The sequence below is a fragment of the Nonomuraea sp. ATR24 genome, from assembly GCF_041950485.1.
GTDB lineage: Bacteria > Actinomycetota > Actinomycetes > Streptosporangiales > Streptosporangiaceae > Nonomuraea > Nonomuraea ceibae.
Window position 1 is genome coordinate 581,569 of the sequence record NZ_JBGNUU010000002.1, and the last position, 16,282, is coordinate 597,850.

14 protein-coding genes and 1 pseudogene are annotated in these 16,282 nt (G+C 74.9%); 9 read left to right on the plus strand and 6 right to left on the minus strand.

What is annotated here, in order from left to right:
- Nucleotide 1: 1 nt before the first annotated feature.
- The 5 genes and pseudogenes from ACBI99_RS06650 to ACBI99_RS06670 all read left to right on the plus strand — a co-directional run.
- Nucleotides 2-655, plus strand: a pseudogene (locus ACBI99_RS06650) (6-phospho-beta-glucosidase); the annotation flags it as partial.
- Nucleotides 652-1,620, plus strand: coding sequence for an N-acetylglucosamine kinase (locus ACBI99_RS06655; protein ID WP_219513187.1), 969 nt, complete (start codon nucleotides 652-654; stop codon nucleotides 1,618-1,620). The pseudogene ACBI99_RS06650 and the gene ACBI99_RS06655, both read left to right, overlap by 4 nt.
- On the plus strand, nucleotides 1,617-3,443 hold the full coding sequence (locus ACBI99_RS06660) for a glycoside hydrolase family 9 protein (RefSeq protein ID WP_375071888.1): 1,827 nt from the start codon (nucleotides 1,617-1,619) through the stop codon (nucleotides 3,441-3,443). Before ACBI99_RS06655 ends, ACBI99_RS06660 begins: the two co-directional genes overlap by 4 nt.
- A 19-nt stretch (nucleotides 3,444-3,462) precedes the next feature.
- A complete protein-coding gene (locus ACBI99_RS06665; RefSeq protein ID WP_364182520.1) occupies nucleotides 3,463-4,683 on the plus strand; it encodes an ROK family transcriptional regulator in 1,221 nt (406 codons plus the stop codon).
- Between the two features lie 188 nt (nucleotides 4,684-4,871).
- Complete coding sequence (locus tag ACBI99_RS06670) at nucleotides 4,872-6,329, plus strand: MDR family MFS transporter (RefSeq protein ID WP_375071889.1); 1,458 nt, start codon at nucleotides 4,872-4,874, stop codon at nucleotides 6,327-6,329.
- 88 nt (nucleotides 6,330-6,417) lie between these two features.
- Here ACBI99_RS06670 and ACBI99_RS06675 read toward each other — a convergent pair whose 3' ends face one another.
- Together ACBI99_RS06675 and ACBI99_RS06680 are read right to left on the minus strand one after the other, a co-directional pair.
- A complete protein-coding gene (locus ACBI99_RS06675) occupies nucleotides 6,418-7,248 on the minus strand; it encodes a ChbG/HpnK family deacetylase (protein WP_375071890.1) in 831 nt (276 codons plus the stop codon).
- A complete protein-coding gene (locus ACBI99_RS06680) occupies nucleotides 7,245-8,612 on the minus strand; it encodes an MFS transporter (RefSeq protein WP_219513173.1) in 1,368 nt (455 codons plus the stop codon). The genes ACBI99_RS06675 and ACBI99_RS06680 overlap by 4 nt, the downstream gene beginning before the upstream one ends.
- 161 nt (nucleotides 8,613-8,773) lie before the next feature.
- On the opposite strand from ACBI99_RS06680, the gene ACBI99_RS06685 reads away from it, so the two are divergent.
- Nucleotides 8,774-9,472, plus strand: coding sequence for a histidine phosphatase family protein (locus ACBI99_RS06685; RefSeq protein WP_219513164.1), 699 nt, complete (start codon nucleotides 8,774-8,776; stop codon nucleotides 9,470-9,472).
- A 70-nt stretch (nucleotides 9,473-9,542) separates the two neighbouring features.
- Nucleotides 9,543-10,199 (plus strand): class I SAM-dependent methyltransferase, encoded by a 657-nt coding sequence (locus ACBI99_RS06690; RefSeq protein ID WP_375071891.1) that lies wholly within the window; start codon nucleotides 9,543-9,545, stop codon nucleotides 10,197-10,199.
- Here ACBI99_RS06690 and ACBI99_RS06695 read toward each other — a convergent pair.
- Both ACBI99_RS06695 and ACBI99_RS06700 read right to left on the minus strand, forming a co-directional pair.
- Complete coding sequence (locus ACBI99_RS06695) at nucleotides 10,167-10,865, minus strand: helix-turn-helix domain-containing protein (RefSeq protein WP_375071892.1); 699 nt, start codon at nucleotides 10,863-10,865, stop codon at nucleotides 10,167-10,169. The genes ACBI99_RS06690 and ACBI99_RS06695 overlap by 33 nt on opposite strands.
- 37 nt (nucleotides 10,866-10,902) lie before the next feature.
- On the minus strand, nucleotides 10,903-11,307 hold the full coding sequence (locus ACBI99_RS06700; protein WP_357591011.1) for a nuclear transport factor 2 family protein: 405 nt from the start codon (nucleotides 11,305-11,307) through the stop codon (nucleotides 10,903-10,905).
- Between the two features lie 66 nt (nucleotides 11,308-11,373).
- On the opposite strand from ACBI99_RS06700, the gene ACBI99_RS06705 reads away from it, so the two are divergent.
- Entirely contained in the window at nucleotides 11,374-11,940 is a 567-nt protein-coding gene (locus tag ACBI99_RS06705; RefSeq protein ID WP_375071893.1) for a TetR/AcrR family transcriptional regulator, read from the plus strand.
- 568 nt (nucleotides 11,941-12,508) lie between these two features.
- Here ACBI99_RS06705 and ACBI99_RS06710 read toward each other — a convergent pair.
- Both ACBI99_RS06710 and ACBI99_RS06715 read right to left on the minus strand, forming a co-directional pair.
- The gene (locus ACBI99_RS06710) at nucleotides 12,509-13,543 is read right to left on the minus strand and encodes a nitronate monooxygenase (RefSeq protein ID WP_375071894.1); all 1,035 of its coding nucleotides are present in this window, start codon (nucleotides 13,541-13,543) and stop codon (nucleotides 12,509-12,511) included.
- Nucleotides 13,544-13,848: 305 nt separating this feature from the next.
- On the minus strand, nucleotides 13,849-15,369 hold the full coding sequence (locus ACBI99_RS06715; protein WP_375071895.1) for an aldehyde dehydrogenase family protein: 1,521 nt from the start codon (nucleotides 15,367-15,369) through the stop codon (nucleotides 13,849-13,851).
- A gap of 64 nt (nucleotides 15,370-15,433) precedes the next feature.
- On the opposite strand from ACBI99_RS06715, the gene ACBI99_RS06720 reads away from it, so the two are divergent.
- A complete protein-coding gene (locus ACBI99_RS06720; protein ID WP_357591003.1) occupies nucleotides 15,434-16,267 on the plus strand; it encodes an IclR family transcriptional regulator in 834 nt (277 codons plus the stop codon).
- The last annotated feature ends 15 nt before the right edge of the window (nucleotides 16,268-16,282 follow it).

Sequence of the window (16,282 nt, forward strand, 5' to 3'; positions counted from 1 at the left end):
CCACCTGACGTGGGTGCGCGCGGTCTGGCTCGACGGGGAGGACGTGCTGCCGGACCTGCTCCGCGAGCGCGGCCAGGAGATCGCCGCCGACGTCGGGCTGCCGCGGGCGCTGCTGTCGAGGCTCGGCGCGGTGCCGTCGTACTACCTGCGCTACTACTACGCCCACGACCTCGTCGTGGCCGAGCAGCGCGCGGAGCCGCCCCGGGCGGCGCAGGTGGCCGCGATGGAGCAGGAGCTGCTGCAGTTGTACGCCGACCCGTCGGTGGACGCCAAGCCGGAGCTGCTGGCACGGCGGGGCGGCGCGTTCTACTCCGAGGCGGCCGTCGCGCTGATCGCCTCTTTGCTGGGCGACCGGGGCGACACCCAGGTCGTCAACGTGCGCAACGGCGGCACGCTGCCGTTCCTGCCGGACGACGCGGTCATCGAGGTCCCGGCCAGGATCACCGCCTCCGGGGCCGAGCCGCTGCCCGTCGCCCCGCTGGAGCCGCTGTACGCCGGCCTGGTCGCGCACGTGTCGGCGTACGAGACGCTGGCCCTCGGCGCCGCCCTGTGCGGCGGGCGCGACCGGGTCACCGACGCGCTGCTCGCCCACCCGCTCGTCGGCCAGGAGCACCTGGCGCGCGAGCTGGCGGGGCTGCTGGAGGCCGCCGGATGAGGACGATCCTGGCGGTCGACGGCGGCAACAGCAAGACCGACCTCGCGCTGGTCGCCGAGGACGGCGCGGTGCTCGCGACCGGCCGGACCGGCCCGTTCGTGCCGCAGAGCGCCGGGGTGGACGTCGCCGCCGGCGTGGTGGAGCGCGGCGCGCGGGCGCTGCGCGACGGCATGGCCGCGCCGTACGCCGACGTGATGGCCGCCTTCCTGGCCGGGGCCGACTTCCCCGCCGAGGAGGACGCGCTGCGCGCCGAGTTCCTGGCGCTCGGCTGCGCGGGCGAGGTGTCGGTGGCCAACGACACGTTCGCGGTGCTGCGCGCGGGCGCGTCGAGGCCGTGGGGCGTCGTCGTCGTGTGCGGGGCAGGGATGAACGCCGCGGGCGTCTCCCCGTCCGGCGAGGTCGCGCGCTTCCCCGCGCTCGGCAGGCGCAGCGGCGACTGGGGCGGCGGCGAGGACCTGGCCGACCGGGTGCTGTGGCACGCCGCCCGCATGGAGGACGGCCGCGGCCCGGCCACCGCGCTGGCCGACCTGGTCGTCACGCACTTCGGCACGGCGAGCGTCACGGAGGTGGTGCTCGCCCTGCACTTCGGCGAGCTGGACCCGGCCCGGCTGCACGAGCTGGTGCCGGGCCTGCTCGCCGTGGCCGGCGACGGCGACGCCGTGGCCAGGGGCGTGGTCGCGCGGCAGGCCGAGGAGGTCGCGGTGATGGCCACGGTCTGCCTGGACCGGCTCGGCCTGCTGCGCACGCCCGCCGAGGTGGTGCTCGGCGGGAGCGTGCTGACCGCGCGGGACCCGTACCTGCATGGGATGATCGAGTCCGCGATCGGCGCGAGCGCGCCGGACGCTAGCGTCGTGGTCAGCACCCTCCCCCCTGTCGCGGGCGCCGCCCTGGCCGGACTCGACCTGCTCGGCGCGGCCGAGACCGCGCGGACCCGTGTTCGCGATCACTTCAGGAGGAGCGGATGAGAAAGCTGATCCCCGCCGCGCTCGCGCCGGCTCTGCTGGTGACCATGCTGGCGACGACGAACGCCAACGCCCAGGCCGCGTCGCCCGCGCACGTCCGGGTGGACCAGGTCGGCTACTGGCCGGAGGAGGCCAAGCACGCCTACCTGATGACGCGGCAGCGGGCCGCCGGGCGCTTCACCGTGGTCGACCACCGGGGCCGGGTGGTGCTCACCGGGCGAGCCGGCCGGGACCGGGGCGCCTGGAACAGCCGCTACCCGCACGTCCACGACCTCGACCTGTCCCGGCTGCGCACGCCCGGCCGCTACCGGGTCAAGGCGGGCGGGGCGACCTCGGCCGAGTTCGAGATCGCGCCGAAGGGCGACACGGCGGCCAAGGTGGTGGGCTTCTTCGGCCTCCAGCGCGACGGCGCCGAGGCGACGCGCAGGCCCAGCCACCTCAACGACCGGGCCGCCTCGGTCTACGACTGGCCCGAGTTCACCGGGCCCGACACCGACCAGGTCAAGGGCGAGCTGAAGAAGATCGGCGGGCCGGTCGACGTCGAGGGCGGCTGGTTCGACGCGGGCGACTATCTCAAGTTCACGCACATCCTGGCGTACGTGGACACGCTGCTGTGGGCCGCCCAGCGGGACGGCGAGGTACGCGGTTCCGCCCTGCGGGCCGAAGCCACCCACGGGCTGAAGTATCTGGACAAGATGTGGGATGAGGAGTCGAAGACCCTCTACATCCAGGTCGGCATCGGCGCCGGCAACGCCGAGGGCACGTTCGTCGGCGACCACGACGTCTGGCGCCTGCCCGAGGCCGACGACGACGACACCGCCGAAGGCCACCACTTCATCCGCAACCGCCCGGTCTTCCGCGCCGCCGCCCCCGGCACGCCGATCAGCCCCAACCTGGCCGGGCGCACCGCCGCCGCCTTCGCCCTGGCCGCCCAGCTCGAACCCTCGCTCGAACGCGCCCGCGAGCTGCTGACCAAGGCGGCCTCCGTCTACGGCATGGCCAGGACGACCGGCGTGGACCGGCTGGTGACCTCCCTGCCGCACGCCTTCTACCCCGAGAGCGTCTGGCGCGACGACATGCAGCTCGGCGGCGCCGAGCTGGCCCTGGCCGCGCAGCGCCTGGGCGACCCGCGCGCCGGGCGCTGGCTGGCCGACTCGGCCCGCTGGGCGCGCGGCTACCTCGACGAGGAGCAGGGCGACACGCTCAACCTGTACGACGTGAGCGCGCTGGCCCACGCCGACCTCCTCAAGGCCATGCGCGCGGCGGGCGCCGGCGGGCTGGCCGTCACCGAGGCCGACCTCGTCGCCGGGCTCCGGGCGCAGCTCGACCTCGGGACGCGCCGGGCCGCCGCCGACCCGTTCCGCGCCGGGGCGCGCTACGACGCGTTCGACTCGGTGCCGCACGCCTTCGGCCTGGCCGCCACGGCCCGCCTCTACCGGTCGGCGACCGGGTCGCGCGCCTACGACGCCTTCGGCACCCAGCAGCGCAACTGGGCGCTCGGCGCGAACCCGTGGGGCGTCTCCTTCGTCGCCGGGGTGGGCAAGCGCTCGATCGCCTGCCCGCACCACCAGATCGCCAACATCACCGGCAGGCCCGCCACCGGCGCCGTCGTCAACGGGCCCAACGACGCGAAACTGTTCGAGGACGGCCTCGGCGGGCACTTCGAGGAGATGCCGCCCTGCCCCGCCGACGGCAAGGACCGCTACGAGCGCTTCACCGGCCACGGCAGCCGTTTCGCCGACGACGTCCGCTCCTGGCAGGCGTCCGAGCCGGCCGACGATTTCGCGGCCATCGCCCTGTACGCTCTCACGTTGACGTCAACGTGACGCCGACGCGGGAGGTGACGTGAAGCCGCCTGTCCACGGCACTCCGAGGCTGATGCGCGCGATCAACGACCGCGCCGCGCTGCGCATCCTGCTGGAGAAGGGCCCGCTGACCCGGCCCGAGCTGAGCGAGCTGACCGGCCTGTCCAAGCCGACGGCCTTCCAGCTCCTGGCCCGGCTCCAGGAGGCGGGCCTGGTGGTCAGCGACGGCGTCCGGGCGGGCCAGCCCGGCCGCACCGCCGAGGTCTACCGGGTCAACGCCGCCGCCGCGTACGTGGCCGCGCTCGACGTCACGCCGGAGCGGATCGACGTACAGGTGGCCGACATCACCGGCGCGGTCGCCGGCGAGGCCCGCTGTCCCGCGCCGTCACCGGCGGACGGCGACCTGACCGCGCAGTTGCGGGCGGCGGTCGAGGCGGCGCGTCCGCCGGGCCCGCTGCACCGCGTCGTCATCGGCGTGCAGGGGGCCGTCGACCCCACGACCGGGCGGCTCGACTACGCCACCGCCGAGGACATGCCCGGCTGGCAGATCCCCGACCTGGTGCCGACGCTCACCGCCGGCCTCGGCGTCACCGTCGACGTGGAGAACGACGTCAACCTCGTCGCGCTCGCCGAGCAGGCGCACGGCGCGGCGGCCGGCTGCCCCGACTTCGTGCTCCTGTGGGCGGGCGAGGGGCTGGGGGCCGCGCTGGTGATCGGCGGGCGGCTGCACCGCGGCTTCTTCGGCGGCGCGGGCGAGATCGGCTACATGCCCATCCCGGGCGCGGCCACCGCCCGCGACGGCGGCGGCAGGTTCGGTCACCACGGCTACCAGGCGCTGGCCGGCGGGCCCGCCGTGCAGGACCTGCTGCGCTCCTACGGCGTCCACGGCGCCGACTTCCACGAGTCGGTCGCCGCCGCGGTGCGCCTGGCGGGCGGCACCGGGCGGGCCGCCGAGGAGGCCGCCGCCGGGCTGCGCACGGTGGCCGCGCGGATCGCGCTCGGCCTGGCGACCATCGCCTCGGTCGTCGACCCGGGGCTCGTCGTGCTGGCCGGAAGCCTGGTGTCAGCCGGTGGCGAACGGCTGCGCGACCTCGTCGAGCGCGAGCTGCGGGTGCTCGACGCCGAGCGGCTGCGGGTGTTGCTGTCGGCCGTCGAGGGCAACCCGGTGCTGGTCGGGGCGATGGATCTGGCGCTCGCCCGGGTGCGGGACGAGGTGTTCGGCCATGCCGCCCGCGACGCGCCGGCGGCGGCGGGCCGCTGATCTTTTCCCGGGAACCGTGCGGTGAAAACCAGGTGACATTTCACCGCACATCCCGGAATGCTGGGCACGGTCGATGAGTTTTGTCAGTGGCGCCGGTCAGTCTGTACATGTCCGCATCTTCATGTGAGACCGACGGCCGGGACACCGGCCCTGACCGCTTTCCGCCCCGCGACCCCGAACGAGGTACCGTGTCCAGCCGACTGCTCGATCCACCCGCCACGCCCGCGGCCACCAGGAAAGGCCGCACGCCGCCCGTGATCCGGCTGCTGGTGCTGGCCACCTTCGTGGTCATCCTCAACGAGACCATCATGATCAACGCGATCCCCCGGTTGATGACCGCGCTGCACATCACCGAGCAGACCGCGCAGTGGCTCTCGACGGCCTTCATGCTGACCATGGCCGCGGTGATCCCGATCACCGGCTGGTTCCTGCAGCGGGTGTCCACCCGCAGCGCCTATGCCACCGCGATGGGATTGTTCCTGGCCGGCACCGCGCTGGCCATCGTGGCGCCGACGTTCGAGGTGCTGCTGGGGGCCCGGATCATCCAGGCGGCCGGCACCGCCGTGATGATGCCGCTGTTGATGACCACGCTGATGAGAGTGGTGCCCGAGGAGGACCGGGGCCGGGTGATGGGCAACGTCACGCTGGCCATGTCGGTCGCGCCCGCGATGGGCCCGACCGTGTCCGGCATCATCCTCCACTTCGGGTCGTGGCGCCTGCTGTTCGCCGTCGTGCTGCCGATCGCCGCCCTGATCACCTGGGGCGGGCTCAAGCGCCTGGAGAACGTCGGCGAGAGCCAGGTGAGCAGCATCGACTGGCTCAGCGCCGTCACCGCCGCGGCCGGCTTCGGCGGCCTCGTCTACGGGCTCAGCCGGTTCGAGGGCGGCGACGCCCGGGTGGCCTCCGCGATCGTGGTGGCCGGGCTCGTCACCATCGGCGTCTTCGTGCTGCGCCAGCTCTCGCTGCAGAAGCGCGGCGTGCCGCTGCTCGACCTGCGCACCCTGCGCCACCGCACCTACACGGTCGCGCTGATCATGATGTCGGTGGCCTTCATGGCGATGCTCGGCTCGATGATCCTGCTGCCGCTCTACCTGCAGAGCGTCCGGGGGCTCAGCGCCCTGGAGACCGGCCTGCTGGTCATGCCGGGCGGGCTGGCGATGGGGCTGCTCGGGCCGACCGTCGGCCGCATGTTCGACCGGTTCGGCGGCCGGGTGCTCGTCGTCCCCGGCGCGATCGGGATCATGCTCGCGCTCGCCGGGTTCACGCAGGTGTCGATGACCATGCCCTACTGGCAGGTGCTCGGCCTGCACTCGCTGCTCATGGTGAGCCTGGCGGCGACCTTCACGCCGGTGTTCACGCTGGGGCTCGGCGCGGTCCCGCCGCCGCTCTACTCCCACGGCAGCTCGATCCTGAGCACGCTGCAGCAGGTCGCCGCCGCGTTCGGCACCGCGCTCGTCGTCACCGTGATGAGCGCGCGGGCCGAGACGCTGAAGGCGACCGGGGTCACCGACACGCTCGCCGCTCTCGGCGGGATGCGGCTGGCGTTCGTCATCGGGGCGGTGCTGTCGGTGGCCGTGGTCGCCACGGCCCTGCTCCTGCCGGCCCGCGCCGCCAACAGCGGCGGCCACCAGCCCGTCGGCCACTGACGGCGGGCCGGCACTCGCAGTCGGCCGGCACTGGCAGCGGGCCGCACGCCGGCTGGGCCTTACGGGGCCAGGCCCAGCTCGGCCGGGATCAGGGCCACCAGCCCGGGACCACCTCGACGTCCTCGCTGCGGAGGGCGTCGAGCCACACCGGGTCCCGCAGCAGCCGCGCCTCCCACGTGCGGACGACGCCGTCGGGGCCGGTGACCGCGTCCTCGCTCGACGGATGCAGGAACAGCTCGCTGGCGCCCTCCGGCAGGGCGGCGAGCCGGCGCAGGTAGTCGTCCCGGAGCCGCTCGTAGCCGCCCAGGTCGGCGGCCGTGCGCCGGTTGGTGGCGATCGTCCGGGGGATGGCGACGCCCAGGGCGTCGGCGTACGCGACGGCCCGCTCGTGCGCCGCGGCCAGCGGGGGCGGCAGCGGCCCGCCGAAGTACGGCTCCGGGTCGCGGGGCAGCCGGAAGGCGAGGCCGTGGCGGGCGCACCACTCGAGCGCCTCGGCCAGCCATGACCTGCCGTGCAGCCCGTACAGGGTGCCGGCGTGGGAGTCGGCCGCGACGGGCGCGGCGCCGCGCTCGCGCATCCAGCGCAGTTGCGCGTCCGCCTCGCCGATGACGTCGCCCGCCTCGCCGCGCGCCCCGAGCACCATCGGGTCGTCGCTGAGCGTGCCGTCGGGGTCGGCGAGGCTCGCCCCGCCGTTCAGCGGCCGCCAGCGCGGGAGCCCGCGCTCGCTGGTGAGCGTCACGTGCACCCGGGGCACGACGCCGAGCTCGCGCACCCGGGCGGCGGCCCGATCGGCCTCCGGCGAGACGCAGATGAGCGTCGTCGCGCTGACGTGCCCCTCGGCGAGCAGGCCGGCGATGACGTCCGTCGTCCCGGGCTCCCTGCCGAGGTCGTCCGCCGTGATCACCACCCGCCGCCTCACGGGGAACGCTCCCCCGCCGCCTCGCCCGCCGGGCCGGTCTCCAGGGGAACCGTCTCCAGCGGGACCGAGACGAAGCGTGCCGCGACCGCGCCGGCGGCCGTCAGGGCGAACGGGTAGACGCACAGGTAGACGCGGAAGGCGAGGCCCGGGTCGGCGCCGGGGTCGTCGCCCGAGTTGTAGCCGAAGAAGACGCCCAGCGAGGTGAGCGCGAGCCCGGTCACGATCCCGTTGAGCCGGCCGAAGAACCCGAACGCCGACAGGAAGAGCCCTTCGCGGTGCTCCCCGTTGCGCACCGCGTCGGCGTCCAGGACCCGGGCGACGATGAGGTCGTTCGTGGCGAGCATCCCCGACCAGCCGGCTCCGACGAGCACCCCGGCGGCGATGGCGGTGACGAGGTCGGTGGCGAGGAACAGGGCGGCGAAGCCGGCCGCGAGGACCGCGAAGGCGAGCCGCCAGGCCCGCAGGGCGCCGCGCCTGGCCACGACGCGCGTCCACACGACGAGGCCGCCCGCCGTGACGAGGATGACGATGCCCTGGAGGTAGAGGGCGTTGCCGACGGGCAGCCCGAGCGAGTAGCGGACGTAGAGCTGGATGCCGGAGAGCACGAGCGCCATCGCGATCCCGTAGCAGGCCCCGGTGAGCCCGACCGTCCAGAACATCCGGTTGCGCACGATCGACCACACGCTGGGCAGCAGCCGGGGCCGCTCCCGGGTGGAGTAGCGGGGCCGCTCGCGCGCGCCGAGCGCCATGAACGCGATGACGGCGAACGCGATCACGCCGTAGATGATCGCGGTGGTCCGGAAGCCCTCGGTGCTGTCCTCGGTGCCGAACACGCCGGTGGTGAGCACCGGGGTGACGGCGAGCGAGATGACCAGGGCGACGAGCTGGAAGCCCTGGCGCAGGCTGTTGGCGACCGCCCGGTCGCGCTCCTTCGGGTAGAGCTCGGGCAGCAGCGCGCCGTAGTTGGCGTTGAGCATCGAGTCGAAAGCCTCGCACAGGATCGCGAACACCGCGAACCACAGCACGAGCCCGATGCCGTCCAGCGACTCCGGCGCGGAGAAGAACGCGATCATGCAGGCGGCGAGCATCGGCGCGCCGGCGAGCAGCCAGGGCCGGCGCCGGCCGTACCGGGTCCTGGTGCGGTCGGAGAGGTGGCCGAGCAGCGGGTTGTCGATCGCGTCGATGACCGCGTAGATCACCATGACCGCGCCGTACGCCCGGACGTCGAGCCCGAGGATGTCGACGTAGAAGAGGATCATCGATCCCTTGATCATGTTGATCGGGATGGACGTGCCCAACATCCCGATGGCGTAGCGCCACGCGGGTGTCCGCGCCGGGGCGGAGGGCGTGCCGGGCTGGGCCACGCGATCACCTTCCTTGCCGCGCCGGGCGGCGGCTGCCGGTCCGGTTGCGGTGATGCTTGCCGGTGATCTCGGGCGCGTCAAGACCGGGCCCGGCAACGAATCGGCCTACGGGCTCGGGCGCGGACCGATCAGTAGAGTAATGTTCGGTAGCTGTGGGATCTGTGAGTGACAAGCCGGTCGCGTACCGGCAGAGCCGGTTCCGTACGCCGCCCGGGGCCGCCGAGGTTCTGCTGGTGCGGCACGGCGAGTCCGAGCCGGCGCGCCCGGACCGGCCGTTCCCGCTGGTGGACGGCCACGGCGACCCGGAGCTCGCGCCCGAGGGCCGCGAGCAGGCCGAACGGGTGGCGCGGCGGCTCGCCGCCGAGCGCGTCGACGCCGTCTACGTGACGACGCTGCGGCGCACCGTCCAGACCGCCGCGCCGCTGGCCGCCCGGCTCGGCCTGACGCCGGTCGTGGAGCCGGGGCTGCGCGAGGTGCACCTGGGCGAGTGGGAGGGCGGCCTGTTCCGGCGGATGGTCGCCGAAGGGCATCCGGCCGCCCGGCGGATGACGGCCGAGGAACGCTGGGACGCGATCCCGGGCGCTGAGCCCGCGGCGGCCTTCTCCGGCCGGGTCCGCGACGCGCTCGCCCGGCTCGCCGCCGCCCACCCGGACGGGCGGATCGTCGTCGTCACCCACGCCGGGGTGATCGCCGAGGCGCTGGCCCAGGCCACGGGGTCGCGGCCGTTCGCGTTCCTCGGCGCGGACAACGGGTCGGTGTCGCACCTGGTCCTGACCGGCGCCCGCTGGGTCCTGCGCCGCTTCAACGACACCGCGCACCTGGAGCCGGGGTTCACCACCACCGCGACCCTGCCCACCTGAGCCCCCTCTCCCCTCAGGGGCGAGCGTTCCGTTCAAGACCGCGCGCCGCCGGGCGGCCGATACTGCGCCCATGTCTGAACAGACCTTCACCCCCGCCCTGGGCCGCCTCGGCCTCACCCGGCTGTACGACCCGGTGCTGCTCGCCCTCACCCGGGAACGGCTCTGGCGCCGCCTGGTGGCCGCGCAGGTGGCGCCCCGGCCGGGCGACACGATCGTGGACGTCGGCTGCGGCACCGGCACCCAGGCGCTGCTCCTGCACCGCCTCGAACCCCAGGCCCGGATCGTCGGCGTCGACCCCGACCCGGACACGCTGGCGCTGGCCCGGCGCAAGTCCGGCGACGCCCCGCACGCCCCGCGCTGGCTGCTCGGCATGGGCGACGCGCTGACCGAGCTCATCGCCCCCGGCTCCGCCGACACCGCCGTGTCGAGCCTGGTCCTCCACCAGTGCCCGCTGCCGATGAAACGGGCGATCCTCGCCTCGGCGCACGCCGTCCTGCGGCCCGGCGGCAAGCTGGTGATCGCCGACTACGGGCTGCAGCGGACCGCGCTGATGCGGCTGGCGTTCCGCGCCGTGCAGCTCGCCGACGGGCGGCAGGACACCCAGCCCAACGCCGACGGCGTGCTGCCCGCGCTGATGACCGGCGCGGGGTTCGCCGACGTACGGGAGGCCGCCGTGGTGCCCACGGTGACCGGCTCAATCTCCGTGTACGTCGCCGCGCGGGGCTGACCGTCGCACCATCGGGACCACGGCCGCCGGGGTGAGCCCGATCATCTCGCGCAGCCGCCGATGGAAGTGCGCCTGGTCGGCGAAGCCGCCGTCGACCGCGGCTTCGGCGATCGAGCGTCCCTCGCTCAACGCCCTGGCGGCCCGCGTCAGGCAGCGCCAGATGCGCCAGCGCGCGAGCGGCATCCCGAGCTGCCGCACGGCCAGGGCGCGCAGGCGTTGCGGGGACAGCCCGGCCTCGGCCGCCGCGGCGGCGACCCGTACGTCCGGGCGGGCCAGCGCCTCCATCGCCGCCAGCAGCCTGGGGTCGAGCGCGCCGGACGGCCGGCCGGCGAACCGCACGTCCTCCTCCCGCAGCCCGCGCAGGTCGCCCGCCACCGTGACGCCGGTCCCGCAGCGGGCGCGCAGCACGGCGGCGAACGCGCACTGCGGCTCCACGAACCAGGTGCGCAGCCCGGCCGCCGCCGGCATGCGGTGGCGCACCAGGGGCGGCACGATCACCGCCGCGCCCCGATGGCAGGCGCCCGACTCGTCCACCACGACCGCTTCGCCCACGTCGGCGGCGGTCACCTGGTAGGCGGCGTGCCGATGCTCGCCGACGCCCGCCGACGGCCCCCGGTAGAACGCGTACCCCTCGCCGGTGACGAACCGCCCGGCTACCGCTTCCACGACAGCGCAGCCTATCCGCGACCCCGCCGGGGGCGGCTCAGGCGGTTGCGGCCAGGGCCTCGTGCCAGCGGGCGGTGTCGGTGTACTGGTGCAGCCAGGAGATCCGGCCGTCGGTGACACGCCACAGATGGGCGAACTCCGCCTCGTACGCGCGGCCGCTCCCGCGCGACGCGCCCCGGTAGGAGCCGGTGACCACCACCAGGCCGTCGGCGGTCTCGTGCCAGCTCTCGGCGTAGGGCGCGGTGTCGTATGCGGCGAACACCGCACCCCACACCCGGACCAGCGTCTCCTCCGGCCCCTCGAACGCGCCTCCCGCCCCGCACGGCATCCCCGGCGCGGTGCGGGCGCGGAACTCCGGATGCAGCAGCGCGAGGATCGCGCCGCCGTCGCCCGCCTGGGCGGCGCGGTAAAAGCCTCGGACGACCTCGGACGCCGTGGACATGCGGACTCCCTTTGTAGATGCGATATTCTAGAACGCACTCACTATTATTACCGGAAGGTACACCGCGTGGGCAGAGCAGCCAAGTTCGACCGCGACCAGATCCTCGACGCCGCCCTGGCCATCACGGCCGCCGACGGCCCCCCGGCCGCCACCATGGGCGCCGTCGCCGCCCGGCTCGGCGCGCCGACCGGGTCCCTGTACCACCGGTTCGGCTCCCGCGACCTCATGCTCGCCACCCTGTGGATCCGCACCGTACGGAGCTTCCAGCGCGGCTTCGTCGACGCGCTCACCGCCGGCGACGCCCGCGAGGCGGCACTGCACACCCCCCGCTGGTGCCGCCGCCACCCCGCCGAAGGCGCCCTGCTGCTGCTCCACCGGCGCCACGACCTGGCCGCCCGATGGCCCGCCGAGCTCGGCCCCGACCTCGCCACCCTCAACGCCGAAGTGGTAGACGCCCTGGACGCCTACACCGCCCGCCACCCGGACGTGGACCGGGAGCGCCTGACCTTCGCCACGATCGACGTCCCGTACGCCGCCGTCCGCCGCCACCTCCTGGACCACCGCCCCCCGCCCGCGACGGTCGACACCCTCATCACCACCACCTGCGACGCCCTCCTCCCACCCCCCGCCTGATGCCCGGCCCACACGCCCTCCTCCCAGTCACCCCAGCCCCCGCCTGACCTCCAGCCCACACCTCTGACGCCGGGAGGCACGCTGCGTTAGGGGTGACCTCCGCACGGAGTGGCCCCGCACGAGATGACCGCACGGGATGACCGCACGGGATGACCGCACGGGATGACCGCACGGAGTGCGCCCCGCACAGGGTGCGCCCCCCGGGGTGCGCCCCCCCGGGGTGCGCCCCACGGGGTGCGCTCCGGCACGGGGTGCGCCCCTGCACGGGGAAGCTCCGGCCTGGGAGGCCCGCACGAGAAAGGCCCCACGCGGGGAAGCTGCGCCCTGGGAGGCCCGGGTGAGGAGCCCCCTGACGGGAAGGCCCCTCACGGGAAGACCCTGCATGGGGGGTGCGCCCCTTACACGGGGTGGGCCCCCGCTCAGGGCGGGCCCGGCGCGGGATGCGCCCCGCACAGGTGCGCCCGGCTCGGGTGCGCCCAGCCCGGGGGGACGGCCTACGGAGGGCGGGCGGCTGGTGGCCTCGGCGGGGAAGCTGCGGGGGACGAGCGTTCGGGCCCGTGCGGAGAGGTCAGAGCGCGGCGGCGAGGCGGGTGAGGGTTTCGGGGGTGGGTTCCGGGCGGGCGTGGCGGTGGCCGGTGCCCGCCCAGAGGTGGATGAGCCGGGTGTCGCCGGCGGCGGTGGCGGCCTTGCGGAGCGGGCTGGTGAGGTGGTGCAGGGCGGGGTAGCCGGGCGGGGCGACGGCGTCGTAGCGGTCGGTGAAATGGTTGCGCAGGGCGCGGGCGGGGCGGCCGGTGAAGGCGCGGGTGACGACCGTGCCGTCGAAGGCCGGGTCGGTGAGGGCGTTCTTGTGCGGTTCGGAGGCGCCGCTCTCGTGGGTGCGCAGCAGGACGGTGCCGACCATGGCGGCTTCGGCTCCGGCGCGCAGGGTGGCGGCCACGTCGGCGGCGGTGGCGATCCCGCCCGCGCCGATGATCGGGAGGCCGCCGACGGCCTGGCGTACCTGGGTGATCAGGTCGGGGAGGGTGACGGACAGCGGCGGCGGGGTGGCCGGGGTCAGGGTGGCGGAGTGGCCGCCGGCGGCGGGGGCCTGGACGATGAGCGCGTCCACGCCCGCGTCGGCGGCTGCGCGGGCCTCGTCGGCGGTGGTGACGGTCTGCAGGACGGTGGTCCCGGCGTCGCGCAGGGCCGTGACGGCCGCGCTGCCGGGCAGGCCGAAGGTGAACGACACCCACGGGACGGGGTCGGTGACGAGCAGGTCGAGCTTGTCGGCCCAGTGGTCGTCGTCCTCGATCGGGTCGGCGGGCAGGGTGAGGCCGTACGGGTCGGCCTCGCGCCGCACCTCGGCCGCGTACGCGCGGTAGGCCGCCGGGTCGACGGGGACCGGGTTGGGGGCGAACACGTTGACGCCGAACGGCACACCCGCCGCGCGTACCGCCTGGATCTGGGCGGCGAGCAGGTCGGGGCTCTTGTAGCCGGCGGCGAGGAACCCGAGGCCGCCTGCGCGTGCGGCGGCGACCACCAGGTCGGGGGTGCTCGGTCCACCGGCCATCGGCGCGGCGAGGATCGGCAGGCCGGCTCCGACGTGGGACAGCAGAGCGCTCATGCCCGCATTGTCCACCGCACCGCACCCCGCCCCCCGGCCCGGGGGTCAGGCCCCGCTTCGGAGTGGCGCGAACGCGGGCACGGGGTCGGGGGTTGAGGCGGGGGTGGGCACCGGACGAGGGCCGGTTCCGGGCGCGGGTCCCGAGGGCGAAGGCGGTCCTGGCCTCTGGGGCGCAGCCGGAGGCAAGGGCGCGGGTCCCGAGGGCGAAGGCGGTCCTGGCCTCGGGGGGCGCAGCCGGAGGCAAGGGGGCGGGCCCGGGCATGGGGGCGGTTTGGGCGGGGGCGGACCTGGGACGAGAGTGGGGGTTAGAAGGGGTAGGGGCGGGGGGTGTCGCGGGTGGTGATCCATTGGAGGTCGCAGAACTCCTCGGCGGCGAAGCCGAGGCCGAAGCGGCCCCAGCCGCTGTCCTTGACGCCGCCGAACGGCATGTGCGGCTCGTCGTTGACGGGCTGGTCGTTGACGTGCACGATGCCGGCTTCCAGGGCGGCGGCGAGGCGGAGGCCGCGGCGGGGGTCGGCGGTGATGACGGAGGCGGCCAGGCCCAGGTCGGAGGCGTTGGCGCGGGCGACCGCCTCTTCGGCGGTGTCGACCACCTCCAGGATCACCACGGGACCGAACGTCTCGGCCTGGGCGAGCTCGGCGTCGGCGGGGACGTCGGTGAGGACGGTCGCCGGGTAGCAGGGCGGGCGCGGGTGGCCGCCGGCGAGGACGCGGGCGCCGAGGGCGACGGCTTCCTTGACGCGGCGGTCGAGCAGGGCCAGCGCCCATTCGTTGATGACGGGGCCGACGACGGTGGCGGGGTCGGCCGGGTCGCCGGTGGGCAGCGCCGCCGCCCTGGCCGCGAAGCGGGCGGTGAAGGCGTCGGCGAGCGGGCGTTCGACGTAGACGCGGCGGGCGCACATGCACACCTGGCCCTGGTGGACGAAGGCGCCGTAGATGGCGGCGTCGACGGCGTGGCCGAGGTCGGCGTCGGCGGCGACGATGAGCGGGTTCTGCCCGCTGAGCTGGAGGACGAGGCGTTTGAGGTGGCGTCCGGCCTTCTCGGCGAGGCGGCGGCCGGTGGCGGTGGAGCCGGTGAAGTTGACGCGTTTGACGTGCGGGGAGGCCAGCAATGCGTCGCCGACGGCGCCGGCTTCGCCGGGGGCGTGGGTGACGACGTTGAACGCGCCTGCGGGCAGCCCGGCCTCGTGCAGGATCTCGGCCCACAGGGCGCCGCCGGTGCGGGGTGACTCCTCGGAGGGTTTGAGCACGACCGTGTTGCCGAGAGCGAGGGGCCCGATGCTCGCCCGGCCGCCGAGGGCGAGCGAGGAGTTCCAGGGCGCGATGGCGCCGACGACGCCGACGGGGCGGCGTACGGCCATCGCCTGGGTGCCGGGCAGGTCGGAGGGCAGGAGTTCGCCGGTGGGGCGGTAGGCGAGCTGGGCGGCCTGGCGGAGCAGCCGTACGGAGAAGTCGATCTGGACGTCGCCGAAGTGGCGGCCGCAGCCGGTTTCGGCGGCGAGGGCGGCGGCGACCTCGGCGCGGCGGGCGAGCAGGAGGTCGGCGGCGCGCAGGAAGATCTGCTGGCGTTCGGCGGGCGGCAGGCGGGACCAGCCGGGGAAGGCGCGGTGGGCGGCGTCGACGGCGCGGTCGGCGTCGTCGGCGTCGCCTGCGGCGACCGCGCCGAGCACCTCGCCCGTCCAGGGCGAACGGTTGGGGTAGGAGCGGCCGGACCGCGCGGCGGCCCACTCGCCGTCGATGAAATGACCGGTGAAGCCGCCCGTGCCGTCGCCCGTGGGACCGCCGGTGCCGGTGCCCTGGGCGGGCCGGGCGCTCTCGCTGTGCATGGAGCCCCGCTCTCCTTGCTCGGATGTGTTCGAACCTGCGAAACGCTGGAACTATATTCCAACCGTGACCGCTGACGATTCCGCCCGCCCCCGGGCCGCCACGGGCGCCTCCGCCACGTTCTCGGTGTCCCTGGAGCGCGGGCTGCGCATCCTGTCCGCCTTCACGGCGGACCGTTCGGTGCTGGGCATCGCCGACCTGGCGCGGGTCGTCGGGCTGAACAAGAGCACGACCCACCGGTACGTGACGACCCTGGTCAAGCTGGAGTATCTCCGCCAGGACCCGGACAGCAAGAAGTACTTCCTCGGCCCCAGGGTGGTGGACCTGGGATTCGCGGCGATCGACTCGATGGAGCTCACGGGGGTGGCCGCGCCGCTGCTCCAGGCGCTGGCCGACGAGACGGGCTGCACCGTGAGCATGGGCCTGTGCGACGGCCCGGACGTCGTGTACGTGGACCGCAGGCGCAGCGGCCGGCGCAGCGCCCTGGCCATGGATCTCAACCTGCACGTGGGCTCCCGGCTGCCCGCCTACTGCACGTCGATGGGCAAGGTGCTGCTGGCGTACAAGGATCCGGCGGCGCTGCGGCAGATTCTGGACCGGACGGAGATGGCGCGGCGCGGCCCGAGGACGATCACGAACCGGGAGCAGCTGATCGCGGCGCTGGCCAAGGTGCGGCAGAGCGGCGTGGCGGTGAACGACGAGGAGCTGGCGCCGGGGCTGCGGTCGTTCTCGGCGCCGGTGCGTGACCGGACGGGCGAGGTGGTGGCGGCGGTGAACGTCGCGGTGCACCTGACCATCGCGCCGACCACGCTGGAGACGCTGTCGGGGCGGCTCGAACCGCCGTTGCGCCGCACGGCGGCCGAGATCTCCCGCCGCCTGGGGTACCGCCCGAACGGATAGCGCGTTCGGACCAGG

Excerpts from the sequence above, each read along its gene's own strand:
- ACBI99_RS06710 (WP_375071894.1), bottom strand. The coding sequence starts at position 13,543 with ATGAGCGCTCTGCTGTCCCACGTCGGAGCCGGCCTGCCGATCCTCGCC.
- ACBI99_RS06715 (WP_375071895.1), bottom strand. The coding sequence starts at position 15,369 with ATGCACAGCGAGAGCGCCCGGCCCGCCCAGGGCACCGGCACCGGCGGT.
- ACBI99_RS06700 (WP_357591011.1), bottom strand. The coding sequence starts at position 11,307 with ATGTCCACGGCGTCCGAGGTCGTCCGAGGCTTTTACCGCGCCGCCCAG.
- ACBI99_RS06655 (WP_219513187.1), top strand. The coding sequence starts at position 652 with ATGAGGACGATCCTGGCGGTCGACGGCGGCAACAGCAAGACCGACCTC.
- ACBI99_RS06690 (WP_375071891.1), top strand. The coding sequence starts at position 9,543 with ATGTCTGAACAGACCTTCACCCCCGCCCTGGGCCGCCTCGGCCTCACC.
- ACBI99_RS06660 (WP_375071888.1), top strand. The coding sequence starts at position 1,617 with ATGAGAAAGCTGATCCCCGCCGCGCTCGCGCCGGCTCTGCTGGTGACC.